Source organism: Streptomyces sp. NPDC059832 (assembly GCF_042731715.1).
In the GTDB taxonomy this organism is placed as follows: domain Bacteria; phylum Actinomycetota; class Actinomycetes; order Streptomycetales; family Streptomycetaceae; genus Streptomyces.
The window spans coordinates 215,419-238,425 of sequence record NZ_JBHWIY010000007.1; the positions used below are offsets into that span (position 1 = coordinate 215,419).

Sequence of the window (23,007 nt, forward strand, 5' to 3'; positions counted from 1 at the left end):
TCAGGACAGGCCGAACTTCCTTAGTTCTGCGAGGAATTCATCCGGCCGCTCGGTGTGGACGAGATGTCCTGCGTCGATGCTGACGAACCGGCCGTCGGGTATCCGCCCCGCCATCCAGACCAGTCTCTCCTGGGCGATCCGGCTGGTGGGGCCGCCGCCTACGACGAGCGTCGGGGCGACGATCTCACCGAGGCGTTCCCGTCCGGCGGGATCCGGCTCGTTCAGCTGGGCATCGGTCGACGGCACCACCGGCCAGTCGAAGTCCAGCTCCCCGTCGGGCCGTTCGGCGACACCGCGCGGCGGATCGAGCGGGAACGGCGGCGGCACCTCTTCCAGGACGAGCCGGCCGATCAGCCCGGGTTCCCGCTCGGCGAGCAGATAGGCGGCAGCGGCGCCCATGGAGTGCCCGATCACGGTGGCTCCCGCCAGGTTGCGGGCCTCCAGGAAGGCGTGCAGATCGTCCCGGAACAGTTCGAGGGAGTAGCGGCCGGGCCAGTCGCTGAGTCCGTGGCCTCGGAAGTCGAAGGCGTACACCCGGTGTTCGGCCGCGAGGCGTTCGGCGATCGTGGTCCAGGTCCTGCTGTCGTCGCAGCGGCCGTGGGCGAGCACGACGGGCGGTGCCGAAGGATCCCCCCACACCCGGTGGGCGAGCCGGGTGCCGCCGGCGTGCACGCTGAGCAGCTCCGGGTCGAGGAAGGCCTCCACCGTGCGGACGAAGGCGCCCGGGTCGTCGAGCCAGGGGAAGTGCGCGGCGCCGCGCTGCACGACGAACTCGGCGTTCGGGAAGAGTGCGACCAGTTCGGCGGCGCGGTCCGGAGTCGGCCCCGCGTCGTACTCCCCCGCGAGGACGAGAACCGGTGCGGTGACCGCCGTCAGCGCGGCGTTCGTGGTGGCCGGGTCGAATACGCCGCTCTGGTAATAGAAGGGCGCGGCCGAGGAGTTGGTCTGTGCCGGCGCCGCCTCGGCATGGGTCCGGGCGGCCTCGTCCCAGCGTCCGTAGGCGAACGGTGCGACGACGGCACGGACCTGGTCGGAGGCGCGGCCCGCGAGGAAGTCGTCCAGGGCGGCCCGTGCGTCCGCGTACCACGGTTCGTCGCGCCGGAGTTCGCTCGCCTCGCGCCAGTCCTGGTCGGTGACCTCGATGCCGACCGCCCGGGTGCCGGGGGCGACGAGTGTGAGCGTACGCAGCCGCTCGGGGTGCCTGGCGGCGTAGAGCGCGGCCAGGTTGGCGGAGGCGGAGTGGGCGAGCAGGTCGATGCGTTCCTCGCCGAGATGTTCGCGCAGCGCCTCGACGTCGTCGACCAGGCGGTCGCAGCGGTACGTCGACGGGTCGTCCGGCACCGCGGAGTCCCCGGTCCCGCGCGGATCCGGCACCACGAGCCGGCGGCGGGCGGAGAGTCCGCCGAGGTCCCCCAGGTACGCACCGGCCCGCATCGGCCCGCCGGGCAGGCAGATCAGCGGTGTGCCCTTCCCCAGAAGGCGGTAGGCGAGTTCGGTCCCGTCGTATGCGTGGAAGATCGGCATGCCCGCCATCCAAACAGGGCCGCACGAGCAGCGCAGCCGTGTTCGGTGTGAGCGAATCCTCGACGCGGATGAGCTGCGTCACTCCTCTTGCCATGGGGCGGAACATCCTGAATTACTACTGTCGAAAGATCGACCGAATGATCGGTCGCCTGCTCGGAAGAGGGAGATCCGGATGACGGCTCTGCTGGACGAGGCGGAACGACTGGGCCGGGACGAGCTGGAAGCACTCCAGCTGGAGCGGCTGCGGGCCACGCTGCACCATGCGTACGAGAACGTCGGCCACTACCGGGCGGCGTTCGACAAGGCCGGACTGCGCCCGGACGACTGCCGTACCCTCGCCGATCTCGCCCGTTTCCCCTTCACGGCCAAGGCCGACCTGCGGGACAACTACCCCTTCGGCATGTTCGCCGTCCCCGAGGAGCGCGTACGGCGGATCCACGCGTCCAGCGGGACGACGGGCCGCCCGACCGTCGTCGGCTACACCCAACGGGACCTGGACACCTGGGCCGACGTGGTCGCCCGCTCCATCCGGGCCGCCGGTGGACGTCCCGGGCAGAAGGTCCATGTCGCTTACGGATACGGGCTGTTCACCGGCGGACTCGGCGCGCACTACGGGGCGGAGCGGCTCGGTTGCACGGTCGTCCCCGCCTCCGGGGGCATGACCGCCCGGCAGGTCCAGCTGATCCAGGACTTCCGCCCCGAGATCATCATGGTGACGCCGTCGTACATGCTGACGCTCCTCGACGAGTTCGAACGGCAGGGCGTCGATCCGCGTTCGACCTCCCTGAAGGTCGGGATCTTCGGTGCGGAGCCGTGGACGGAGGAGATGCGGCGCGAGATCGAGGAGCGGTTCGCGATCGACGCGGTCGACATCTACGGCCTTTCGGAGGTGATGGGGCCCGGGGTGGCGCAGGAGTGCGTCGAGACGAAGGACGGGCTGCACATCTGGGAGGACCACTTCTATCCCGAGGTCGTCGATCCGTTCACCGGCGAGGTGCTGCCGCAGGGGGCGGAGGGCGAGCTGGTCTTCACCTCGCTCACCAAGGAGGCCATGCCGGTGATCCGCTACCGGACACGGGACCTCACCCGGCTGCTGCCGGGTACGGCCAGGGTGTTCCGGCGGATGGAGAAGGTGACCGGGCGCAGCGACGATCTGGTGATCCTGCGCGGCGTGAATCTCTTCCCGACCCAGATCGAGGAGATCGTGCTGCGCACACCCGGGGTGGCTCCGCACTTCCAGTTGCGGCTGACCCGCGAGGGCCGTCTCGACGCGCTGACCGTGAGGGCGGAGGCGCGGGCGGGGGCCACCCCGGAGCAGCGGGCGGCGGCCGCGGCGTCGATCACGGCGGCCGTCAAGGACGGGATCGGGGTGTCGGTCGGGGTCGAGATCGTCGATCCCGAGACGCTGGAGAGGTCGGTCGGCAAATTCAGGCGGATCGTGGACGAGCGCGGCGGGCGCTGAAGGTCCTCGGGCCGCCCCGGCCCACTGGATCACGCCCGTGGGGATGTTCTTCACCGCGGCCTGCTGCGCGGCCATGACCGGCGGGTACCCGGTCATGGCCGGCCGGCCGCCTTGCGCTGCGCGAACCGGTCGCGCAGCTCCCGCTTGAGGATCTTCCCGCTGGCGTTGCGCGGCAGTTCGTCCACGAAGAGGACCTGCTTCGGGGCCTTGAAGTGGGCGAGCCGCTCGCGGGCGTGGCCGATGAGTTCGGCCGCCGTCGCGTCGCCGCGCAGCACGACGACGGCGGTGACGGCCTCGATCCAGCGCTGGTCGGGCAGTCCGACGACGGCGGCCTCGGCGACGGCGGGGTGGGTGTAGAGGGCGTCCTCGACCTGCCGGGAGGCGACGAGGACACCGCCGGAGTTGATGACGTCCTTCACCCGGTCGACGACGGTGAGGAAACCTTCGGCGTCGCGCACCGCGAGGTCGCCGGAGTGGAACCAGCCGTCGCGGAAGGCCTCCGCGGTCTCCTCGGGTTTGTCCCAGTAGCCCTCGCACAACTGGGGTGAGCGGTAGACCACTTCGCCGGCCGTGCCGTCGGGGACCTCCTTGCCGTCCTCGTCGACGACCCGGGCCTCGACGAAGAGGACGGGCCTGCCGCAGGAGTCCATCCGTCCCTCGTGCTCGTGTGGCCCGAGGACGGTGGCGAGCGGGCCGATCTCGCTCTGCCCGAAGCAGTTGTAGAAGGCGAGCGCGGGCAGCCGTTCGCGGAGCCGTTCCAGTACGGGCACGGGCATGATCGACGCGCCGTAGTACGCCTTGCGCAGGCCGCCGAGTTCGCGGGTGGTGAAACCGGGGTGCTGGGAGATGCCGATCCAGACGGTCGGCGGCGCGAAGACGCTGTCCGCCTGTCCCGTCTCGACGAGGTCGAAGATCCGGTTCACGTCGGGCGCGTCGAGGATCGTGTTCTGTGCCCCGACCGCGAGGTAGGGCAGCAGGAAGACATGCATCTGGGCGGAGTGGTAGAGCGGCAGCGAGTGGACGGGCCGGTCGGTGGCCCGCAGATCGAGCGCAGTGATCGCGCTGACGTACTCGTGCACGAGTGCGCCGTGGGTCATCATCGCGCCCTTGGGCAGCGCGGTGGTGCCCGAGGTGTAGAGGAGCTGGACGAGGTCTCCGGCGGCCGGCTCGCGTTCCGGGGCGAAGAGGCGCGGGGTGGCGGTGGCCGCCAGGAGGGAGTCCGGTGCGTCGCGCAGCGGGCGTACGGGGAACGCGGCCGGAATACGGTCGGCGAGGGCCGGGTCGGCGAGGACGAGGGCGCTGCCGGACTGTTCGAGGATGTACATGAGGTCGTCGCCGGTGAGGTTCTGGTTGACCGGCACATGGACCAGGCCCGCGCGGGCGCAGCCGAGGTAGCCGATCAGATACGCGTCGGAGTTGTGCGCGTAGCAGGCGACCCGGTCGCCGGGGCGCAGTCCGTGCTCGCCGGCGAGCACGGCGGCGGCGGTGCTGACGGCCGCGTCGAGCTCCGCGTAGGTCCATGACCTGTCCGCGTACCGCAGGGCGGTGCGCTCCGGGGTGCGCCGGGCGCTGCGTGCCAGGACTCCGTCGACTGTGCTGCTCCGTACACCTGTCATGGCGTGATCCTGTGCGGCCGGAACCCGGGGGTCAAGGGTCCGGAGACCGGAGGGGATGTTGACAGGGGTGCGCAGCTGCTGGCTGAGTTGCACGTGGCGACTCGAACCCTCGGGCAACCGCCTTTCGCACCCGCACAGTTGGGAGGACCGTTGCCTCTCCGCAACCGTCTGAGACTTCTTGCGATATCCGGCCTCGCGCTGTTCACCGTTTCGGCGTCGTTGCCGCCCACCGCGGCCGACGCCTCGCGCTCCCACCGCCCATCGGGCGGCGGGCTGTCCGCCACGATCCGGTACACCGAGTACGGCATCCCGCACATCGTGGCGGAGGACTACGCGAGCCTGGGCTTCGGCAACGGCTGGGCCCAGGCCGCCGACCAGGTGTGCACCCTCGCCGACGGCTTCGTGACGCTGCGCGGCGAGCGGTCCCGGTACTTCGGTCCGGACGCGGCTCCGGACGGCTCGCTGTCCGCCGCGACGAAGAACCTCTCCAGCGACCTCTACTTCCGCGGCGTCCGCCAAAGCCGCACGGTGGAGAAGCTGCTGAAGGCTCCCGCACCGGCGGGTCAGAGCCGTGACGTCAAGGAGCTGGAGCGCGGCTGGGCGGCCGGATACAACGCGTGGCTGGCGCAGAACCGGATCGACGACCCGGCCTGCCGGGGCGCCGCCTGGGTACGGCCGGTGACCACACTGGATGTGGTGGTGCGCGGCTACGCGCTCTCGGTGCTCGCCGGTCAGGGGCGCAGCATCGACGGCATCACGGACGCTCGGCCGCCCACGGACGGCTCGCGGCCGCCCACGGCTCCGACGCCGGACGAGGCGGCGGACGCGGCCCGGAGGCTGCTGTCGACGCAGAACGCCGACATGGGTTCCAACGCGGTCGCGTTCCGCGGGGACACGACGGCGAACGGGCGGGGCCTGCTGCTCGGCAATCCGCACTACCCGTGGCAGGGCGGACGGCGGTTCTGGCAGTCGCAGCAGACCATTCCCGGTGAGCTGAACGTGGCGGGCGGTTCACTGCTCGGCGCGCCCATCGTGTCCATCGGGCACAACGCGCACATCGCGTGGAGCCACACCGTGGCCACCGGTGTCCCGCTCAACCTGCACCAGCTCACCCTCGATCCGGCCGATCCGACCGCGTATCTGGTGGACGGCAGAACCGAGCGGATGACGAAGCGCACGGTCTCGGTCGCGGTGAAGGGCGGCGGTGCCGTGACCCGCACGCAGTGGTGGACCCGGTACGGGCCCGTCGTCACCTCGCTCGGTGCCGGGCTGCCGTTGCCCTGGACGACGACGGCCGCGTACGCGCTCAATGACCCGAACGCCGTGAATCTGCGATTCTCGGACGCCGGTCTCGGCTTCAGCCGGGCCCGCAGCACCGCCGACATCCAGGCCGCGCTGCACCGTACCCAGGGACTGCCGTGGGTGAACACCATCGCCGCCGATTCGTCCGGGCATTCGTTCTTCTCGCAGTCGCAGGTGCTGCCGAGGATCACGGACGAGCTCGCGGCGCGGTGCTCCACCCCGCTGGGCAGGGCGACGTATCCGTCGTCCGGGCTCGCGGTGCTGGACGGTTCGAGGAGCGACTGCGCACTCGGTTCGGACCCGGAGGCCGTGCAGCCGGGCATCTTCGGGCCCGGCCGGATGCCCACCGTGAAGGACGCCCCGTACGTGGAGAACTCCAACGACAGCGCCTGGCTGACGAACGCGTCCGCGCCGCTGACCGGCTACGAGAGGATCTTCGGCACGGTCGGCACGCCCCGCTCGATGCGGACCCGGGGCGCGGTCGAGGATGTGTCCGCGATGGCGGCGAAGGGCCGGCTGACCGTGGCCGATCTGCAGGGCCAGCAGTTCGCGAACCGTGCGCCGGCCGGTGATCTGACCGCCGCGGACATGGCGGCGGCCTGCGCGGCACTGCCCGGCGGCAGTGCGGTCGGCAGCGACGGCAGGGTGGTCGATGTGTCGGCGGCGTGCGAGGTGCTGCGGCGCTGGGACCGGAAGGTCGACACCGGCAGCCGGGGCGCGCTGCTCTTCGACCGGTTCTGGCGCAGGGCAACGGCCACGGTCCCGCAGGCCGAGCTGTGGAAGGTGCCGTTCTCCCCCGCCGATCCGGTCGGTACGCCGAACACGCTGAACGTCTCCGCGCCCGGCGTCACCAGGGCTCTCGCCGACGCGGTGGCCGAACTGCGGGCGGCCGGGATCGCGCTGGACGCCCCGCTGGGCCGGCACCAGTCGGTGGAGCGGAACAAGAAGCGCATCCCGATCGGCGGCGGTACGGAGTCGCTCGGCATCTGGAACAAGACGGAGCCGGTGTGGGACGCGGCTGCCGGAGGCTACCGGGAGGTGTCGGTGGGCTCCAGCTACATCCAGGCGGTCGGCTGGGACGGCAGCGCCTGCCCGGTGGCGCGCACCCTGCTCACGTACTCCCAGTCCTCCGATCCGCACTCGCCGCATCACAGTGACCAGACCAAGCTGTACTCGGGTGAGCGGTGGGTGACGTCCCGGTTCTGCGAGAAGGACATCCTGCGCTCGCCCGCGCTGCGGGTCGTGCGGGTCCACGAACGCCGGTAGTTCCTCACGGTGCGATCGGTCGGTCCCTGCCCGCCCGGCGGGCGGGCAGGGACCGCCTGCGCGGAATCAGGGGCTGATCGCCAGGAAGACGAACGCGGCGAAGATCGACAGATGGACGCCGCCCTGGAGCAGGGTGGCCCGTCCCGGTACGACGGTCAGCGCGCCGACCACCACGGTGAGTGCGAGCAGCACCATATGGGTGGCGCCGAGGCCGAGATGGAGCGGTCCGTCGAGCCAGACCGAGGCGAGGGCGATGGCCGGAATGGTCAGGCCGATGCTCGCCATCGCCGAGCCGAGGGCGAGATTGAGACTGGTCTGGACGCGCTCGCGACGGGCTGCCCGCACCGCCGCCAGGGTCTCCGGCAGCAGTACCAGCAGCGCGATGACGACACCGACCACCGCCTGGGGCATCCCGGCCGCCTCCACCCCGGACTCGATGGTCGGCGAGACGGACTTGGCGTCGCCGACGACCGCGACCAGCGCGACCAGCAGCATCACCAGGCTCAGGGCGGTGGCGCCCCGGCCGGGCAGCGGCGCGTGGGGCTCGTCCGGCTTGAGCGCGCCCTCGGGTGTGAGAGGCAGGAAGTACTCGCGGTGCCGCACCGTCTGCACGGCGACGAACAGCCCGTACAGGAAGAGTGAGGCGACGGCGGCGAACGCCAGTTGAGCGGTGGAGAACTCGGGACCGGGTTTGCCGACGGTGAAGGTCGGCAGGACCAGGCTGAGGGTGGCGAGCGTGGCGACGGTCGCGAGGGCGGCCCCGGAACCTTCGGCGTTGAAGACGACGACGCGGGAACGGACGGCGCCCACGAGCAGGGACAGCCCGACGATTCCGTTGCAGGTGATCATCACGGCGGCGAAGACGGTGTCGCGCGCGAGCGCGGACGTCTTGGGGCCGCCGTCCACCATCAGGGTGACGATGAGGGCCACTTCGATCACGGTGACGGCGACGGCCAGGACGAGCGAGCCGAACGGTTCCCCGACCCGGTGGGCGATGACCTCGGCGTGGTGCACGGCGGCCAGGACGGCGCCCGCGAGACAGAGCGCGACCACGGCGACGGCGAACGCCGGCAGTTCCCGTCCCCAGCTGAAGACCAGCGCGAGGGCGGCGACGATGGGCACGACCACCGTCCACCGGGTCGCCAGTGACCGGACCGTCGCGCTCGCGTTCATGGGCCACACCTTGCCAGAGCCGGTACGAAGGCGCTCGTCGGGCGGCGGACGGCCGGTGGTTCACGGACTGGCGGTGGTTCACCGACCGGCGGTGCTTCACAGGGCCCGATGGTGTCCTTCCCAGTACGGGTCGCGCAGCCGCCGTTTGTAGAGCTTGCCGTTGGGGTCGCGGGGCATCGTGTCGATGAAGTCGATGGTTCTGGGGCGCTTGTACCCGGCGAGCCGCTGTTCGCAGTGGCTCAGGATCCCGGCGGCGAGCTCCTGGCCCGCCTCGTGTCCCGGGGCCGGTTCGACGACCGCCTTGACCTCCTCCCCCCAGTCGGGGTGCGGAATGCCGAAGACCGCGACGTCGGCGACCGCGGGGTGGCCGAGCAGGGTGCCCTCGATCTCGGCGGGGTAGATGTTGACGCCACCGGAGATGATCATGTCGATCTTGCGGTCGCGGAGGAAGAGGTAGCCGTCCTCGTCGAGGATGCCGAGGTCGCCGACGGTGAAGAAGTCGCCGATGCGGTTCTTCCGCGTCTTGGTCTCGTCCTTGTGGTAGCTGAATCCGCCGGTGTTCATCTTCATGTAGACGGTGCCGAGCTCGCCGGGCGGCAGCCGGTTGCCGTCGTCGTCGAAGACGGCGAGTTCGCTGATCGGCCAGGCCCGGCCGACCGTGCCCGGTTTCTTCAGCCAGTCCTCGGCGGTGGCGAAGGCACCGCCGCCCTCGCTGGCCGCGTAGTACTCCTCGACGCACCTCCCCCACCAGTCGATCATGGCGCGTTTGACGTGGTCGGGGCAGGGCGCGGCACCGTGGATGGCGTGCCGCATGGCCGTGACGTCGTAGCGCCGTCTCACTTCGTCGGGGAGGGCGAGGAGGCGGTGGAACTGGGTCGGGACCATGTGCGTGTGGGTGCAGCGGTGGGTATCGATGAGCCGCAGCATCTCCTCGGGCGTCCATCGGTCCATCAGCACCAGCGGGTGGCCGATGTGCAGGGACGCGCCGGCGAACTGCAGAACGGCGGTGTGGTAGAGCGGCGAGCAGACCAGGTGGACGTTGCCGTCGAACGGTTTGATACCGAAGATGCCGAGGAATCCACCGAGGTGGCTCTCCTCGGGGAGCCGGCCGGAGAGCGGACGGCGGATGCCGCGCGGGCGGCCCGTGGTGCCCGAGGTGTAGTTCATGACCCAGCCCAGGGTGCGGTCGTCCGGGGCTCGTCCGGGCTGTCCTTCGAGCAGTTCGGCGTACGGGCGGAAGCCGTCGACGGTGCCCACGGCGAAGCGCTGGGCCGCCGGCAGCTTCGCCTCGTCGGCGGCCTCGGTCACGGCCTGCGCGAACCGCTCGTGGGCGATGAGCACCTTGGCGCCGGAGTCGGAGACGATCCAGGCGATCTCGGGGCCGACGAAGTGGTGGTTGACGGGTACGAGGTAGAGACCGGCCTGGGCGGCGGCGAGATAGGCGGTGAAGAACTCGACGCCGTTGGGCAGCACGACCGCGAAGGCGTCGCCCCTCCGCAGCCCGGCCGCGCGCAGTCCGTGGACGAGGCGGTTGGCGGCGGCGTGCAGCCGGCCCGCCGTCCAGCTCTCGCCGTCGGGTGCGATCAGGACCGTGCGGTCGGGGTCGGCGGTGGCCTGGGCCCAGAAGCCGTTGGGGGTTCGAGTCATGAGGCGCTCCGTCCGGCGATGCGGTTGATCCGGTCCACGGCACGCTCGAAACCGCGGGTCAGGTCGTCGAAGACGGCCTGGACGCCGCGTTCGCTGTTCATCCGGCCGACGATCTGGCCGACGGGGGTGCCGAGCAGCGCGCCGGTCTCGTACTTCTGGATACGCGATACGGCCTCGGCCACCAGCAGCCCCTGGAGCGGCATGGGAAGGGTGCCGGGTCCCGCCGGGTCGTCCCAGGCGTCGGTCCACTCGGTACGGAGCTGGCGCGCGGGTTTACCGGTGAGCGCGCGGGAGCGGACGGTGTCGCCGGAGCCGGCGGCGAGGAGTTTGCGGGTCAGCGCGCGGGAGTGGAGGTCGGCCTCCTCGGTGGTCAGCCAGAGGGAGCCGAGCCAGACGCCCTGGGCGCCGAGGGCGAGCCCGGCGGCGATCTGCTCGCCGCTGCCGATCCCGCCGGCGGCAAGGACGGGCAGCGGTCCGACGGCGTCGACGACGTCCGGGACCAGGACCATGGAGGCGATCTCGCCGGTGTGGCCGCCCGCCTCGTATCCCTGGGCGACGACGATGTCGATGCCCGCGTCGGCGTGGTGGCGGGCGTGCTTGGCGCTCCCGGCGAGGGCGGCGACGAGCACGCCCCGGTCGTGGGCACGCCGGACGACATCGGCGGGCGGTGACCCGAGGGCGTTGGCGAGGAGCCGGATGGGGTAGTCGAAGGCGACGTCGAGCTGGTTGCGGGCGACTTCCTCCATCCAGCCGGTGATGCGCCAGCCGGACGCCTCGCCCTTGGCCAGTTCCGGTACGCCGTGCTTGGCGAGGGTGTCCTGCACGAACTGCCGGTGTCCGGGCGGGATCATCGCCTCGACATCGGCCTCGGTCACCCCCTCCACCTTCTTCGCGGGCATGACGACATCGAGGCCGTACGGCTTGCCGTCGGTGTGTTCCTGCATCCAGTCGAGGTCGCGCGCGAGGTCTTCGGGGGCGGTGTAGCGGACCGCGCCGAGTACGCCGAATCCGCCGGCCCGGGTGATGGCCGCAGCCACCGCGGGGAACGGCGTGAAGCCGAAGATGGCGTGCTCGACTCCCAGTTTCTTGCTCAGCTCCGTCTCCATGGGCCGCAGGATGCCGCAGCCGGACAGCCGAGGGAAGAGATTTTCTGATGCTGTGTCAGATTCTTTGTGACGCAGGGGGCCTCCGTGACGGCGGGGGTGACAGTAATCTCTGCGGCGGCAGGAAGTTTCATTGTCGGACGAAATTTCGAAAGTTACTTTCGCGCAGCAGGAAGGGGTTCCGGATGACCGAGGACGCGGCGGGCAGAGGGATCAGCCGACGGAGGCTCGGGGGTGGGATGCTGGCCCTGGGCGGGGCACTCGCCCTGGCGCCGATTCCGTTCGCGGAGCGGGCGTCGGCCATGGAGTCGGGGGCGGGGTCGTCGGATATGCGCACAGGAGCCCTCGGGAGCGCCGCGTCGGGGCAGGGCCGGCCGACGCTGCGGCGCGGACCGGCTGCCCGCGCCGGGCTGCTTCAGGAGCCCCTGGACCAATTGGTCGCCGACGCCGAGAAGTTCCTCTCCGACTCCCCCAAACACCCCTGGTACGCGGGTGCGGTGCTGCTCGCCGGGCGGGGCGGCACGGTGGCCCTGCACCAGCCGATCGGCAAGGCCGTGCGCTACGCGGCGTACGACGAGAAGACCGACACCGGAGTGGAGTTCCCGCCCGACCGGCAGATCCCCATGGCCGAGGACACCGTCTTCGACCTGGCTTCGGTCTCGAAGCTGTTCACCTCGATCCTGGCCGTGCAGCAGATCGAACGCGGGACGCTGGAACTGGAGGCGAAGGTCGCCTCGTACCTCCCCGATTTCGCCGGCGGCGGCAAGCAGGACATCACGATCCGTCAGCTGCTCACGCACACCTCGGGATTCCGTGCCTGGATTCCGCTGTACAAGGCGCCGACGCGGGAGGGGAAGCTGCAACTGCTGTGGAACGAGGTGCCGGCCAGCCCGCCCGGCACGGTGTACCTCTACTCCGACCTCAATCTGATCTCGCTCCAGCTGGTCCTGGAGAAGATCACCGGCCGCACGCAGGATGTCCTGCTCCGTGAGCAGATCACCGCTCCGCTCGGGATGCACCGCACGCGGTACAACCCACCGGCCTCCTGGAAGCCGAAGATCGCCGCGACCGAGGACGCCCGGCTGCCCTGGTCCGGACTGGACCGCGGACTGGTCTGGGGCGAGGTCCACGACGAGAACGCGTACAGCCTGGACGGGGTGGCGGGCCATGCCGGAGTCTTCTCCTGCGCCTGGGACCTGGCGATCCTCGCCCGTACGCTGCTCAACGGCGGGGTGTACGGACGTGCGCGGATCCTCTCCGCCGACTCGGTCGACCTGCTGTTCACCGACTTCAACACCGCGTTCCCCGGCGATGCGCACGGCCTCGGATTCGAGCTCTACCAGCACTGGTACATGGGAGCGATGGCCACGCCGCGCACCGCGGGCCACACCGGCTTCACCGGCACCAGTCTCGTACTGGACCCGACGACCGACTCGTTCCTGATCGTGCTCGGCAACTCCGTCCACCCGGTGCGCAGTTGGCGTTCCGGCAGCGCGCCGCGCGTCGCCACGGCCAACCGGATGGCGCGCGCCGTCGCGGTCCGTCCCGCGCGTGGCCGTACGGCGTGGTTCTCGGGGATGGCGAGCGCCGCCTCCGCCACGCTCACCCTGCCGGCACTGCGCCTCGCCTCCTCGCACGCCCGGCTGAGCTCGGCCCTGTGGTGGGACACCGAGCCCGGCTCCGACTTCCTCTTCCTGGAGGCGTCGGCGGACGCCGGGGCGACCTGGCAGTCCGTCCCGTTCACCACCGTACCGACGGCGGAGAAACCCCACCCCGAGCCCGAGCCGCATCCCACCGGCACGCTTTCCGGCTGGTCCGGCCGGGTGTGGCACCGCCTCGACGCGGACCTCGCCGCCTGGCACGGCAAGGAGGTCCGGCTGAGGTGGCGGTACACGACGGATCAGCTGTACGTCGGGCGCGGGGTGTACGTGGACGCCGTCCGGGTCGAGGACGGCAACCGGACGGTCTTCGACGAGAGCCGGTCCGGCGACGCCGCGCGCATCGAGGCGCTGGGCTGGACGGCGTCGGCGGACTGAGTCGCGCCGGGCCGGACCGATGGGACGCCGTGCCGGGGAAGGGCCGTCCCCCTTCCCCGACACGGCAGCGGCGCGGTGCACCACGAGCCGGGTGGTACTCGGCCGATCTGCGTGCCTCGCACGCCCACTGCCCCCGCACGGCGTTGCGGGACCCCCACCGCGGGAACCGGGTGCGCGGCATCGGAGAATGCCCCGATGACCACATCACCGCAGACCTGGAAGCGCGTCGAGCGCCTGGACGCCGAGCGGATGGCAGCGGCCGTGTACGCCGGGGCAGGTGTGCGGCTGGTGGTCGAAGGGCCCTGTCCGGGCGGTGAGGTCGGTGCCGCGTACGTGCGGTGGCCCGACGGCCACCGGTCGGTCCTCAAGGCGCGGCCGGACACCCGGATCGAGGAGTTGCGGGCGGGTCCGCTGGCGGTGTGCGAGGTGCTGGGCGCTCGCGGGTATCCCTGCCCGTCGACGGAGTTGGCGCTCCAGGTGGACCGTGCGGTGGTGCTGGTCCAGGAGCTGCTGCCGGGGACACCCATGGAGCGTCTGGACCACCACGGGCTGGATCGGGCGCTCGCCCTCAACGCCTCGCAGGCGGGACTGCTGACCGAGCACCCGCATGTCCCGTCGATGAACCTGTACCTGCTCGACGACGGCCCCGGCTACTGCCTCCACGAGCCGCTGCGTCGGCACAGCCGGCGCGGCGATGCCCTGGAGCGACGGATCAGGTCGGTGGGGGCCGGCCGTCCTCGCCTGCTGGCCGGACACGACGTCGTGCACCAGGACTTCCACCACGGCAACCTGCTCGCCGTGGACGGCACCGTCACCGGAGTCATCGACTGGGACGGCGCCGGGCGGGGAGACCACCGTTTCGACCTGGTCACCCTGCGCTTCGGACTGCACGCGAAGGAGCAGGCGCCGGGAGTCGTGCGTCGCCTCGACGACATCCTGGACGCCCTGCCCGAGGACGTACTGCGTCCTTGCTGGGCCCATATGAGTCTGCGCATGACCGACTGGGCCGTCCGGCACTTCGCCCCGGGCGATGTCGCACACTGGCTGGATCTGGCCGAACAGCGCCTGTGACGGATCCGGTTCCGGCCGGACGCTGTAGGTTCCGGTCGTGATCCACAACTGGAAGAACGATCGAATAGGCAGTGCCCTGCGGGGCGGGAACCCGACCGTCCTGCGGCGCCTGGAGGCAGGATTCGCCGTGATCGGGGACGTGCAGTTCCTGCCGGGGTACTCGGTGCTCCTGGTCGACGAACCAGGAGTGGACCGCCTGTCCGAACTCCCGAGGGCCAAGCGGCTGGCCTTCCTGTCCGACATGGACCGGCTCGGCGAAGCCGTCGAAGGTGCCTGCCGCCGTACGGACCCCGCGTTTCGCCGGGTGAACCTGGAGATCCTCGGCAACACCGACGGGTTTCTGCACGCACACGTGTGGCCCCGCTACGAGTGGGAGCCGGGCGATCTGGTCGGCATGCCCGTCTGGCTGTATCCGCAGGACCGGTGGAGCGACGGACGTTTCGCGCTCGGCCCGCGACACGACGCGCTGCGGGCGGCGATCGGCGAGGAGCTCGACCGGGTGGCGGCGGGAGGCAGGCCCATCGGCCCCGCGGCGCCCGGCGCGCCGGCCACGGGAGCGGTGTGAAGACGGCTGCCGGCCCGGCCGCGCCCCGCCTGGCGCCGCTACGGGTTCCCGCCTTCCGGCGGTTCGTGCTCGCCAATCTCGTCTCGGCGACCGGGTCCGCGATGGCTCCGATCGCCCTGGCCTACGCGGTGATCGGGCAGGGTGGTGGCGCGGGTTCGCTCGGTGTCGTGCTGGCGACGAATTCGGTCCCGACGATCGTCTTCACCGTCGCGGGTGGTGTTCTCGCGGATCGGCTGTCGCGCAGCCGGATCCTGTTCCTGGGCAATCTGCTCGCCGCGGCGGCGCAGGGGGCGCTCGCGGTGCTCGTGGCCACCGGCCAGGCGGCGACCGCTTCGATCGCCGTGTGCGGCTTCGTGTCCGGGATCGCCACCGCCTTCACGGCTCCGGCCGCGACGGGCGTCGTGGCGCAGGTCGTCGCGGCGGAACACCGGCAACAGGCCAACGCGTTGCTCCGGCTTCCGAGCAACGCCGTCAAGGTGCTCGGTCCCGTAGTCGGAGGAGTGATCGTCGCGATCGGCGGACCGGCGTGGGCGCTGTCGTGGGACGCGCTCAGCTTTCTGGTCGCGGCGCTCCTGCTGCTCGGCCTGCGGCTGAGCGCGCCGGTCACGACGAGCAGCGCCCTGGCCGATCTGCGGGCCGGCTGGTCCGGGTTCCGGTCCCGTACCTGGCTGTGGACGTACACCGCCGCGGGCACGGTGGTGGTCGCCGCGTGGCTGGCCGGTTTTCAGCTCCTCGGTCCCGTGATCGCGGCCGAGCACTACTCGGGGGCGCGTTCCTGGGGGCTCGTCCAGGGCGCGTTCGCGTTCGGGCTCCTGGCCGGGACGGTGGTGTGCCTGCGCTGGAGGCCGTACCGTCTGCTGGCCGTGGCCGTCCTCACCGGTGGCGGGCTCTGTCTGCCACCGGCGGCACTGGGCTTCGGGCTGGCCCTGCCCTGGGTCCTGCTCGCCGCCGTGCTCGCGGGCATCGGGCTGGATGTCGCCATCGTGGCGTGGAACACCGCACTCCAACAGTACGTGCCCCAGGAGGAACTGGGCCGGATGAGCTCGTTCAACGGTGTCGGGGAGCGGATCGCCATCCCGCTCGGCTACCTCGTCACCGCGCTCGCCGCGCATGCCTGGGCCGACCGGGCCGTGCTCCTGGTCTGTGCCGGTGCCATCGTGGCCACCACGGCCCTCAACCTCTGTGTACGGGACGTGTACCGCGTCAATCGCACCTGAGCACGGCGGCGTGCACTCGACAGCGCACCGGGTGGGCCACCGGCTCAGACCGCCCCGGAGTCGTCCGGCTGGATGCCCGCCCGGCGGGACACGTCCTCGCTGTGCGCCAAGTGGCCGCGCCCCTCCTCGCCGAGCTGCCCGAGCACCCCGGCGAGCACGGTCTCGACGGTGGCCAGTGTCGGAACCATGCTGTCGTACGGCGAAGGCGCGGCGACATGGCTGGGCAGGACGACGTCGGCGAGGTTGGTCACCGGCGAGAGCCAGGCGTCGGTGAACAGGACGACCTTGCTTCCGCACTGCGCGGCCATCTCGGCGATGACGATCTTGTCCGGTTCGTAGCGCCGGTAGTCGAAGACCACGAGGACGTCCTGCCGCCCGAGACCCGCCAGGACAGCGGTCCGCTCCACGTCGCGGTCCGGCAGGATGACCACGTCGCCGCGCAGTTGCATGAGGTGCAGCCCCAGGTACTGCGCCAGCAGATGCGTGAACCGGCCACCGGCCAGGATGATGCGGCGCTTGGGGTGGCAGAGCAGGGCAATCGCCGCCTGCACGTCGTGGGGCGGCAGTTCCCGCAGCGTGCGTGCGACCTCGGAGCTGAACACGTCCTGTCCGCCCTCGGGGTGGGCGGTGCCCCGCCCCTCCTCGTCCGGAGCGCCGGGTGGCGTGGTGCCGTATCCCCGTGTGCTGTAGAGCTGCAGAGGTGAGGCGGTGCGTTCCTCCAGCTCCCCCCGCAGCGCCGCCTGGAAGTCGGGGAACCCCTTGTAGCCCAGCCGGTTGACGAACCGGATGACCGTGGGCGCGCTCACCGCGGCGCGTTCGGCGAGCGTGGCCACCGTCTCGAAGCCGGCCGACGGGTAGCCGGCGAGCAGCACCCGGGCCACCTTGCGCTCGGCGGGGCTGAGGTCACCGAACCGTTGCCGGATCTCTTCGGCGAGTGAGGACATGGGCCGGCGCCACCTTTCTGAAGGGGTTCAGGTTACGCGGACCGGCGTGCTGCGGGTATCCGGGTCAGCCGTCGTCGTGGCGCCGAGAGCTGTGATCAGCGCCGCGAGCAGGGCAACCCGGTGCGGGACCGTCGTCACGTCCAGCCACTCCTGCGGGCTGTGGTCGCCGCCGCCGACCGGGCCGAGGCCGTCGAGCGTCGGCACCCCGGCTCCGGCAATGGTGTTGGCATCCCCGACGCCACCGGTGGCAGCCGCTCCCAGGTCGAGGCCGAGCTCCGCCCCGGCTTCCCGTGCTCGGGCGAACACGGCGCGGGCCGCCGGGGTGTCCTCCATGGCCGGGCATGCTTCCGTCTGCCGCACGGTGGCCGTGGTGCCCGGTACGGCCAGCTGGGAGGCGGCCACCACGATGGCCTGCCTGGCGCGCTGGATGCCCGATTGGGTCGAGGACCGTACCTCCACGTGCAACTCGGCCTCGGGGCAGACGATGTTGATACGGCTGCCCGCCCGGACCATCCCCACATTGACCGTGACGTCGTCCCAGAGCCCGTTCATCTCCTGGCAGGCGATGAGCAGATGAGCCGCGGCCAGTGCGGCGTTCGCTCCGCGTTCCGGTTCGATGCCTGCGTGGGCGGCCCGTCCCGTGACGGTGATCAGGAAGTCCGCCACCCCCTTGCGGGCGATGACGAGGTCGCCGTTCTCCCGGGCGCACTCCAGGCCCAGCCCGTAGTCGACGCCCGCGGCGAGCTCCGCGGTCACCGGGCGGCTGGCCGGGGAGCCGATCTCCTCGTCGGGGGTGGCGAGGAAGACGATCTCCGCGAAGTCCGTCATGCCGCGGCGCAGCAGTATCTCCACGGCAGTGAGGCCGGCCAGCAGACCGCCCTTGTCGTCGCTGACTCCGGGGCCGTGGGCGAGCCGGCCGTTGCGGGTGAAGGGGCGTCGCGCCGCCGTCCCGTCGTCGAAGACGGTGTCCAGGTGTCCGGCGAGAAGGATGCGCCGTCCGCCCTGTTCGGCGGGGATCCGGCCGCGCAGCCGCCCCACCACCAGGTCACCGAAGCGCATGTCGCGGCCCGGGACCGCGACGGGCGAGCGGTCCACCTCGAACCCCAGGCCGGTCAGGCGCCGCGCGGTCCATGTCGCGACGCGATTGACTCCTTCGGGGCTGTACGAGCCGGAGTCGATGGACACCAGATGTTCCAGCTCCGCCAGGTAGCGGGGCCGGTGGGCGAGGGCGTCGGAGAGCAGCAGGGCCGCCGTGCCCTGCTGCGGTGCCTCGGGCATCACAGGACCTTCGACAGGAAGGTGCGGGTGCGTTCCTGCCGGGGATCGCCGAGTACCTGCCGGGGGTCACCGGCCTCGACCACGACACCGCCGTCCATGAAGACGGCCGTGTCCGCGACCTCCCGGGCGAATCCGATCTCGTGTGTGACGACGACCATCGTCATCCCTTCCGCGGCCAACTGCCGCATCACGTCGAGCACTTCCCCGACCAGTTCCGGGTCCAGGGCCGACGTCGGTTCGTCGAAGAGCATCAGTTTGGGCTTCATCGCGAGCGCTCTGGCAATCGCGACGCGTTGCTGCTGGCCGCCGGACAGCTGGGCCGGATAGCGCTCGGCACGGTCGGCGAGGCCGACCCGTTCCAGCAGCCGCAGCGCGTCGGCACGTGCCTCGGCCCTGGCGACGCCCGCGACCTTCACGGGCGCCTCCATGACGTTCTCCAGCGCTGTCATGTGCGGGAACAGATTGAACCGCTGGAACACCATCCCGATGTCGCGGCGGGCGCGGGCGATCTCGCGTTCCTTCAGCTCGTACAGCCGATTGCCCTGCTGCCGGTAGCCGACCGGGGCGCCGTCGACGGAGAGGCTGCCTCCGTCGATCTTCTCCAGATGGTTGATGCAGCGCAGGAACGTGGACTTCCCCGAGCCCGAGGGGCCCAGCAGGCAGCAGACGCGGCCGCGTTCGACGGTCAGGTCGATGCCCCGGAGCACGGAGACCTTCCCGAAGTGTTTGCGCACGCCCTCGGCGTGCACCATCGGCGTTTCCACTCTCAGCCCTTCGTGTCGGTCGATGTGGCGGGGCCGGTCCGGGAGATCCGGAGCGCGGCGCCCGTGACGAGGCGCCGCAGCGGCCCGGTGGCGGGGGCGGCGGGTGCCGTGCCGCGGCCGTAGCGGCGCTCCAGCCAGGACTGCGGCAGGCCCAGCGCCGTGACGAGGATCAGGTACCAGATGCTGGCGACCACGAGCATGGGGATGACCTGGTAGTTCTGGGCGTACACGTCCTGGATGTTGGACATCAGGTCGTGGGCGGAGATAACCGAGACCAGAGCGGTCATCTTGAGCATGTTGATCGTCTCGTTGCCCAGCGGGGGGATGATGACCCGCATGGCCTGGGGCAGCACGATGCGCCGGGTGGTGAGCGCCGGTCGCATGCCGAGCGACTGGGCGGCCTCCGCCTGTCCCGGGTCGACGGACTGGATACCCGCGCGGACGATCTCGCTCGCGTACGCCGCTTCGTTCAGCCCCAGTGCCAGGAGTGCGGCGACCGCGGGGGTGAGGACCGTGTTGGTGTCCAGGTCCAGGAAGGTGATGTGGGTGAACGGGATGCCGATCAGGATGTGCTTGTAGAGGGCGCCCGCGTATCCCCAGAAGATGATCTGGACCAGTAGCGGGGTGCCGCGGAAGACCGAGACGAACGCGTTGGCCAGGGCGCGGAGTACGGGGTTGGACGACAGGCGCATCACGGCCACGAGAACGCCCAGTCCGAGGCCGACGGCCATGGCTGCCGCGGTGAGCCACAGGGTGGTGGCCAGGCCGTCGAAGACGAGGCCGGCGAAGACGTAGTGCCCGACGATGTCCCAGTGCAGGTTCCTGTTCCCGGCGAGGGAGCCGATCAGGCCGACGAGGGCGGCGAGGGCCGCCGCCGCGGCCAGCCACCGGCCCCAGTGGCGGATCGGTACGACGGTGAGGCTCACCTCGGCGGGCGGTGCGGGGACCTGGGCGCCGCGTACGGCACCGGCGGGTGTGAGGGCGCTCATGTCAGGACACCGCCGCGTTCTTGGTGGCCTGCTTCACCGCGATGGAGGCGGCGCCGTACTTGTCGCAGATCTTGTCGAGTGTGCCGTCGTCGATGAGTGCCTGCAGGGCCTTCCGGATCGCTTCGGTCAGCCCGGGAAGCTGTTTGCCGACACCGATGCCGTTGGGTGTCGCCTCGTAGCCGCCGCCCGCGGCGGGGTCCTCGACGACCTCGAAGGCGCGGCCGCCGTCGGCGGTCTTCGCCGTCCAGCCGGCGCCGGGCTTCGTCACCAGGTCGGCGACCACCTTCCCCGAGCGCAGGGCGAGTTGGGCGTCGGAATCCTTCGGGAACGTCTGGATGGAGACGGCGTCCTTGCCCGCTTGGGCGCACGTGGACTGGTGTTTCTTCAGCACTTCCAGCTGGTGGCTGGCGGCCTGGGTGCCGACCTTCCTGCCGCAGAGATCGTCGAGCCGCGCGATCCGGCCCGGGTTCCCCTTGACCACGAGGATTCCGGAGCCCGATACGGAGTAGTCCACGAAGTCCAGGACCCGCTGGCGCTCCCTGGTGTCGGTCATGGCCGACATGACCGCGTCGAACTTGCCGGCCTGGATGGCGGGCACTATGCCGTCGAACTTCTGGGCGGTGAAGGCGAATCGCACCCCCAGCTTGGCGCCGAGTGCCTGGCCGAGGTCGTAGTCGAGCCCGGTGAGCTCGGGCCGCCCCTCGGTCTTGAACATGACGAACGGCGCATACGGTACGTCGGTGGCCACCCGGACCGTGCCGCTGGACCTGACGGCCGCGGGCAGGGAGGCGTGGAGTTCCGCGTCGCGGGTGACGTGCACACCCGCGACGGCGACATCGCCCGCGGGAGCGGCAGCACCATCGGTGGCGCCGCCCTTTCCGCATGCGGACAGCGCCGTGGACGATGCGATCAACAGTGCAGTGGCCGCTACTGCGCGGCGGACTGGGCGGGTGTGCAACACGAACCCCTCTCGCGGAACTGCCGTGCGGCTGCTTCACCGCCGACCGGATGCCCGCACGTTACATGTCGGATCCATTCTGGCCATACTGTAATGCCCGTAACAGATCCATAACGGTCGGACCCGGTGGCAAAGCTGGCCACCACCTGCGAATTCCTCATCCCTCGACCCAGCCCTCGCGTCACACGCCTCGCCGCATCTTCATTTCAGAACGCCGAGCTTCGTGGAGATCTGTAACACCTCCGACCGCGTGGCGTTGCCGTTGCCCGTCGGCGGGTGACGCTCACATCCACCCGGCCCGGTCAGTAGGAGTGGTCGGCGGTGACGTCGGCGGAGAGATGGAGGGTCTGTTGCGCCGTGGTTGCGCGCAGAGCGAGAAGAGTCTGGGCGAGTGCGTCGACGGCGACGAGGTGGGCGATCCGGCTGGCCGTGGTTTCCAGCCCGAAGACGAGGTCCTGCCCCCCGGCGACGAGGGTGTGCGTACAGGTCTCGCTCAGGGGTGAGTGTGCGTAGCTGGTGAGGCCGACGACCTCGGCCCCCGCACGGCGGGCGCGGCGAGCGGTGTCGACGGTGCTGCGGGTGGCGCCGGTGTGGCTGATGGCCAGGCACACCGCGCCCGGGGGCAGTTGGGCGGCGGCGAGCTGAGCGGTGAGGGGGTCGGCAGGGGCGTCGACGACGCACCCGAGGGCACGCAGGCGGTAGGCGGCGTCGGCGGCCACGGCGGCCGAGAGGCCCGCCGCCGCGACCACGACGCGGGGCGCGGTGTTCAGCGCGGTGGCCGCGGCGAGCAGCCGGTCGGCGGTCAGCGTGGTGGCGAGGTCGTCGAGGGCTTCGCGGGAGGCATGGATCGTGTCGGCCAGGGCGCGGGCGGCCGGATCGTCGCGGGGGTCTGGCGCCGGTGCGCGGGTGGGGCCCTGGCGTGCCGCCGCGATCTTGAGTTCCTGGTAGCCGCGGAAGCCGAGGCGCTGGCAGGCGCGGACGACCGATGACGGCGCCGTGCCGGCCAGGGCGGCGACGTCGCTGACGCTGAGCCCGACGAGGTCGGCCCCCTGGTCGAGGATCACCTGCGCGACACGGGCCTCGGTCTCGCGGAGCTCCGGCAGCTTGGCCCGTACGTGAGCGCCGAGCCGGTACGCGTCGGCGGAATTTTGTTCCATGGGATTATAGTAGCGCGGAATCCCATTCCAGATAGTCTGCTGCCGCCTGGAGCTCTTCCGTCATGCCCTCGTTCCTTCCCGCGGGCACAGCTGTGCCCGCAGCCGTGCTCAGCGCCGCCGTTCTGCATGCCCTGTGGAACGCGATGGCCCACCGCATCACCGACAAAGTCGTCGGCTTCACCCTCATCAACCTCGCGTACACCGGCTGCGCGGCGGTCATGGTCTGTTTCACACCGGTGCCCGAGGCCGGGGCCTGGCCGTTCATCCTGGTTTCCGCCGCGCTGGAGGTGCTCTCCCAGCTCTTCCTCCTGCGCGCCTATCAGCTCGGGGACTTCGGCCAGATGTATCCCATGGCCCGCGGCACCGCCCCGCTGCTCGTGGCCGTCGCCTCCGTGACCGTGCTCAACAAGCCGCTCGCCGCCACCGAGATGGCGGGGGTCCTGGTGGTCTCCGCGGGCCTGGCCGGTCTGGCGTTCGCGGACGGGTGGCCCCGGCGCGCCCAACTGCCCGCGCTCGCCGCGGCGGTGGCCACCGGAGTCGTCATCGCCGGTTACACAGTCGTCGACGGCACAGGGGTCCACCGGTCCCAGACCGTGATCGGCTACATCGCGTGGCTCTTCCTGTGCCAGGGCCCCGTCCTGCCGCTGCTGGCACTCGCCCGACGCGGCCGCCCCCTGTTCGCGCAGCTCAAGCCGGTCCGCGGGATCGGCCTGACGGGCGGCGCCATCTCCTTGCTCGCCTACGGCCTCGTCATCTGGGCCCAGGCCCACGGCGACCTGGCGACGGTCGCCGCACTGCGTGAAACCAGCATCCTGATCGCGGCGCTGATCGCCACGCTCCTGTTCCGTGAGCGCTTCGGCCGCCTGCGCCTCACCGCCGGCGCGGTCGTCCTCACCGGCATCACCGTTCTCGAACTCGCCCACCCCTGAGCGCGG

The 23,007-nt window shown here is 71.1% G+C and carries 18 protein-coding genes; 7 read left to right on the plus strand and 11 right to left on the minus strand.

Translation table 11 applies throughout. From position 1 onward, the window contains the following. A complete protein-coding gene (locus tag ACFV8T_RS15280) occupies nucleotides 1-1,524 on the minus strand; it encodes an alpha/beta fold hydrolase (RefSeq protein WP_385327678.1) in 1,524 nt (507 codons plus the stop codon). Between the two features lie 172 nt (nucleotides 1,525-1,696). Here ACFV8T_RS15280 and paaK point away from each other — a divergent pair, with 172 nt between their 5' ends. Next, nucleotides 1,697-2,986: a phenylacetate--CoA ligase PaaK gene (gene paaK, locus ACFV8T_RS15285; RefSeq protein ID WP_385327679.1), complete on the plus strand. Its 1,290-nt coding sequence runs from the start codon at nucleotides 1,697-1,699 to the stop codon at nucleotides 2,984-2,986. A gap of 92 nt (nucleotides 2,987-3,078) precedes the next feature. Here the strand turns inward: paaK and ACFV8T_RS15290 are convergent, their stop codons facing one another. Continuing rightward, nucleotides 3,079-4,602 (minus strand): acyl-CoA synthetase, encoded by a 1,524-nt coding sequence (locus tag ACFV8T_RS15290; RefSeq protein WP_385327680.1) that lies wholly within the window; start codon nucleotides 4,600-4,602, stop codon nucleotides 3,079-3,081. Between the two features lie 150 nt (nucleotides 4,603-4,752). Here ACFV8T_RS15290 and ACFV8T_RS15295 point away from each other — a divergent pair, with 150 nt between their 5' ends. After that, the gene (locus tag ACFV8T_RS15295; RefSeq protein WP_385327682.1) at nucleotides 4,753-7,170 is read left to right on the plus strand and encodes a penicillin acylase family protein; all 2,418 of its coding nucleotides are present in this window, start codon (nucleotides 4,753-4,755) and stop codon (nucleotides 7,168-7,170) included. Nucleotides 7,171-7,236: 66 nt separating this feature from the next. Here ACFV8T_RS15295 and ACFV8T_RS15300 read toward each other — a convergent pair whose 3' ends face one another. From ACFV8T_RS15300 to ACFV8T_RS15310, 3 genes are all read right to left on the minus strand, one after another. Continuing rightward, nucleotides 7,237-8,343, minus strand: a complete 1,107-nt coding sequence (locus ACFV8T_RS15300; protein WP_385327683.1) for a calcium:proton antiporter — start codon at nucleotides 8,341-8,343, stop codon at nucleotides 7,237-7,239. Between the two features lie 96 nt (nucleotides 8,344-8,439). Next, nucleotides 8,440-9,990 carry an acyl-CoA synthetase gene (locus ACFV8T_RS15305; RefSeq protein WP_385327684.1) on the minus strand — a complete coding sequence of 517 codons (1,551 nt, stop codon included), beginning with the start codon at nucleotides 9,988-9,990 and terminating at the stop codon, nucleotides 8,440-8,442. Continuing rightward, on the minus strand, nucleotides 9,987-11,096 hold the full coding sequence (locus ACFV8T_RS15310) for an NAD(P)H-dependent flavin oxidoreductase (RefSeq protein WP_385327686.1): 1,110 nt from the start codon (nucleotides 11,094-11,096) through the stop codon (nucleotides 9,987-9,989). Before ACFV8T_RS15310 ends, ACFV8T_RS15305 begins: the two co-directional genes overlap by 4 nt. A 182-nt stretch (nucleotides 11,097-11,278) precedes the next feature. Between ACFV8T_RS15310 and ACFV8T_RS15315 the strand changes: the two genes are divergently transcribed. The 4 genes from ACFV8T_RS15315 to ACFV8T_RS15330 all read left to right on the plus strand — a co-directional run bounded on the left by ACFV8T_RS15315 (nucleotide 11,279) and on the right by ACFV8T_RS15330 (nucleotide 15,982). Next, nucleotides 11,279-13,129, plus strand: a complete 1,851-nt coding sequence (locus ACFV8T_RS15315) for a serine hydrolase (RefSeq protein WP_385327688.1) — start codon at nucleotides 11,279-11,281, stop codon at nucleotides 13,127-13,129. Between the two features lie 195 nt (nucleotides 13,130-13,324). Then, nucleotides 13,325-14,200 carry a phosphotransferase gene (locus ACFV8T_RS15320; protein ID WP_385327689.1) on the plus strand — a complete coding sequence of 292 codons (876 nt, stop codon included), beginning with the start codon at nucleotides 13,325-13,327 and terminating at the stop codon, nucleotides 14,198-14,200. Nucleotides 14,201-14,237: 37 nt separating this feature from the next. Beyond that, the gene (locus tag ACFV8T_RS15325) at nucleotides 14,238-14,765 is read left to right on the plus strand and encodes a diadenosine tetraphosphate hydrolase (protein WP_385327690.1); all 528 of its coding nucleotides are present in this window, start codon (nucleotides 14,238-14,240) and stop codon (nucleotides 14,763-14,765) included. Next, nucleotides 14,762-15,982 (plus strand): MFS transporter, encoded by a 1,221-nt coding sequence (locus tag ACFV8T_RS15330; protein ID WP_385327691.1) that lies wholly within the window; start codon nucleotides 14,762-14,764, stop codon nucleotides 15,980-15,982. Before ACFV8T_RS15325 ends, ACFV8T_RS15330 begins: the two co-directional genes overlap by 4 nt. A 44-nt stretch (nucleotides 15,983-16,026) precedes the next feature. On the opposite strand, the gene ACFV8T_RS15335 is transcribed toward ACFV8T_RS15330, so the two are convergent. The 6 genes from ACFV8T_RS15335 to ACFV8T_RS15360 all read right to left on the minus strand — a co-directional run bounded on the left by ACFV8T_RS15335 (nucleotide 16,027) and on the right by ACFV8T_RS15360 (nucleotide 22,072). Beyond that, the gene (locus tag ACFV8T_RS15335) at nucleotides 16,027-16,926 is read right to left on the minus strand and encodes a MurR/RpiR family transcriptional regulator (RefSeq protein ID WP_385327693.1); all 900 of its coding nucleotides are present in this window, start codon (nucleotides 16,924-16,926) and stop codon (nucleotides 16,027-16,029) included. A gap of 27 nt (nucleotides 16,927-16,953) precedes the next feature. Further along, nucleotides 16,954-18,204, minus strand: coding sequence for a M20/M25/M40 family metallo-hydrolase (locus tag ACFV8T_RS15340; protein WP_385327694.1), 1,251 nt, complete (start codon nucleotides 18,202-18,204; stop codon nucleotides 16,954-16,956). Continuing rightward, a complete protein-coding gene (locus ACFV8T_RS15345; protein WP_385327696.1) occupies nucleotides 18,204-18,956 on the minus strand; it encodes an amino acid ABC transporter ATP-binding protein in 753 nt (250 codons plus the stop codon). Before ACFV8T_RS15345 ends, ACFV8T_RS15340 begins: the two co-directional genes overlap by 1 nt. Nucleotides 18,957-18,970: 14 nt before the next feature. Then, entirely contained in the window at nucleotides 18,971-19,957 is a 987-nt protein-coding gene (locus ACFV8T_RS15350; RefSeq protein ID WP_385327697.1) for an amino acid ABC transporter permease, read from the minus strand. Nucleotide 19,958: 1 nt separating this feature from the next. Then, nucleotides 19,959-20,870 (minus strand): ABC transporter substrate-binding protein, encoded by a 912-nt coding sequence (locus tag ACFV8T_RS15355; protein ID WP_385327698.1) that lies wholly within the window; start codon nucleotides 20,868-20,870, stop codon nucleotides 19,959-19,961. A gap of 347 nt (nucleotides 20,871-21,217) precedes the next feature. Continuing rightward, complete coding sequence (locus ACFV8T_RS15360) at nucleotides 21,218-22,072, minus strand: MurR/RpiR family transcriptional regulator (protein ID WP_385327700.1); 855 nt, start codon at nucleotides 22,070-22,072, stop codon at nucleotides 21,218-21,220. Between the two features lie 62 nt (nucleotides 22,073-22,134). Between ACFV8T_RS15360 and ACFV8T_RS15365 the strand changes: the two genes are divergently transcribed. Further along, nucleotides 22,135-23,001, plus strand: a complete 867-nt coding sequence (locus ACFV8T_RS15365; protein WP_385327701.1) for an EamA family transporter — start codon at nucleotides 22,135-22,137, stop codon at nucleotides 22,999-23,001. Nucleotides 23,002-23,007: the final 6 nt, after the last annotated feature.

What these genes read in the sequence shown, in the direction of transcription:
- ACFV8T_RS15335 (WP_385327693.1), bottom strand. Translation starts at nt 16,926, where the DNA reads ATGTCCTCACTCGCCGAAGAGATCCGGCAACGGTTCGGTGACCTCAGC.
- ACFV8T_RS15365 (WP_385327701.1), top strand. Translation starts at nt 22,135, where the DNA reads ATGCCCTCGTTCCTTCCCGCGGGCACAGCTGTGCCCGCAGCCGTGCTC.
- ACFV8T_RS15310 (WP_385327686.1), bottom strand. Translation starts at nt 11,096, where the DNA reads ATGGAGACGGAGCTGAGCAAGAAACTGGGAGTCGAGCACGCCATCTTC.
- ACFV8T_RS15360 (WP_385327700.1), bottom strand. Translation starts at nt 22,072, where the DNA reads ATGGAACAAAATTCCGCCGACGCGTACCGGCTCGGCGCTCACGTACGG.
- ACFV8T_RS15290 (WP_385327680.1), bottom strand. Translation starts at nt 4,602, where the DNA reads ATGACAGGTGTACGGAGCAGCACAGTCGACGGAGTCCTGGCACGCAGC.
- ACFV8T_RS15280 (WP_385327678.1), bottom strand. Translation starts at nt 1,524, where the DNA reads ATGCCGATCTTCCACGCATACGACGGGACCGAACTCGCCTACCGCCTT.
- ACFV8T_RS15320 (WP_385327689.1), top strand. Translation starts at nt 13,325, where the DNA reads ATGACCACATCACCGCAGACCTGGAAGCGCGTCGAGCGCCTGGACGCC.
- ACFV8T_RS15300 (WP_385327683.1), bottom strand. Translation starts at nt 8,343, where the DNA reads ATGAACGCGAGCGCGACGGTCCGGTCACTGGCGACCCGGTGGACGGTG.
- ACFV8T_RS15350 (WP_385327697.1), bottom strand. Translation starts at nt 19,957, where the DNA reads ATGAGCGCCCTCACACCCGCCGGTGCCGTACGCGGCGCCCAGGTCCCC.
- ACFV8T_RS15340 (WP_385327694.1), bottom strand. Translation starts at nt 18,204, where the DNA reads ATGCCCGAGGCACCGCAGCAGGGCACGGCGGCCCTGCTGCTCTCCGAC.
- paaK (WP_385327679.1), top strand. Translation starts at nt 1,697, where the DNA reads ATGACGGCTCTGCTGGACGAGGCGGAACGACTGGGCCGGGACGAGCTG.
- ACFV8T_RS15345 (WP_385327696.1), bottom strand. Translation starts at nt 18,956, where the DNA reads ATGGTGCACGCCGAGGGCGTGCGCAAACACTTCGGGAAGGTCTCCGTG.
- ACFV8T_RS15315 (WP_385327688.1), top strand. Translation starts at nt 11,279, where the DNA reads ATGACCGAGGACGCGGCGGGCAGAGGGATCAGCCGACGGAGGCTCGGG.
- ACFV8T_RS15305 (WP_385327684.1), bottom strand. Translation starts at nt 9,990, where the DNA reads ATGACTCGAACCCCCAACGGCTTCTGGGCCCAGGCCACCGCCGACCCC.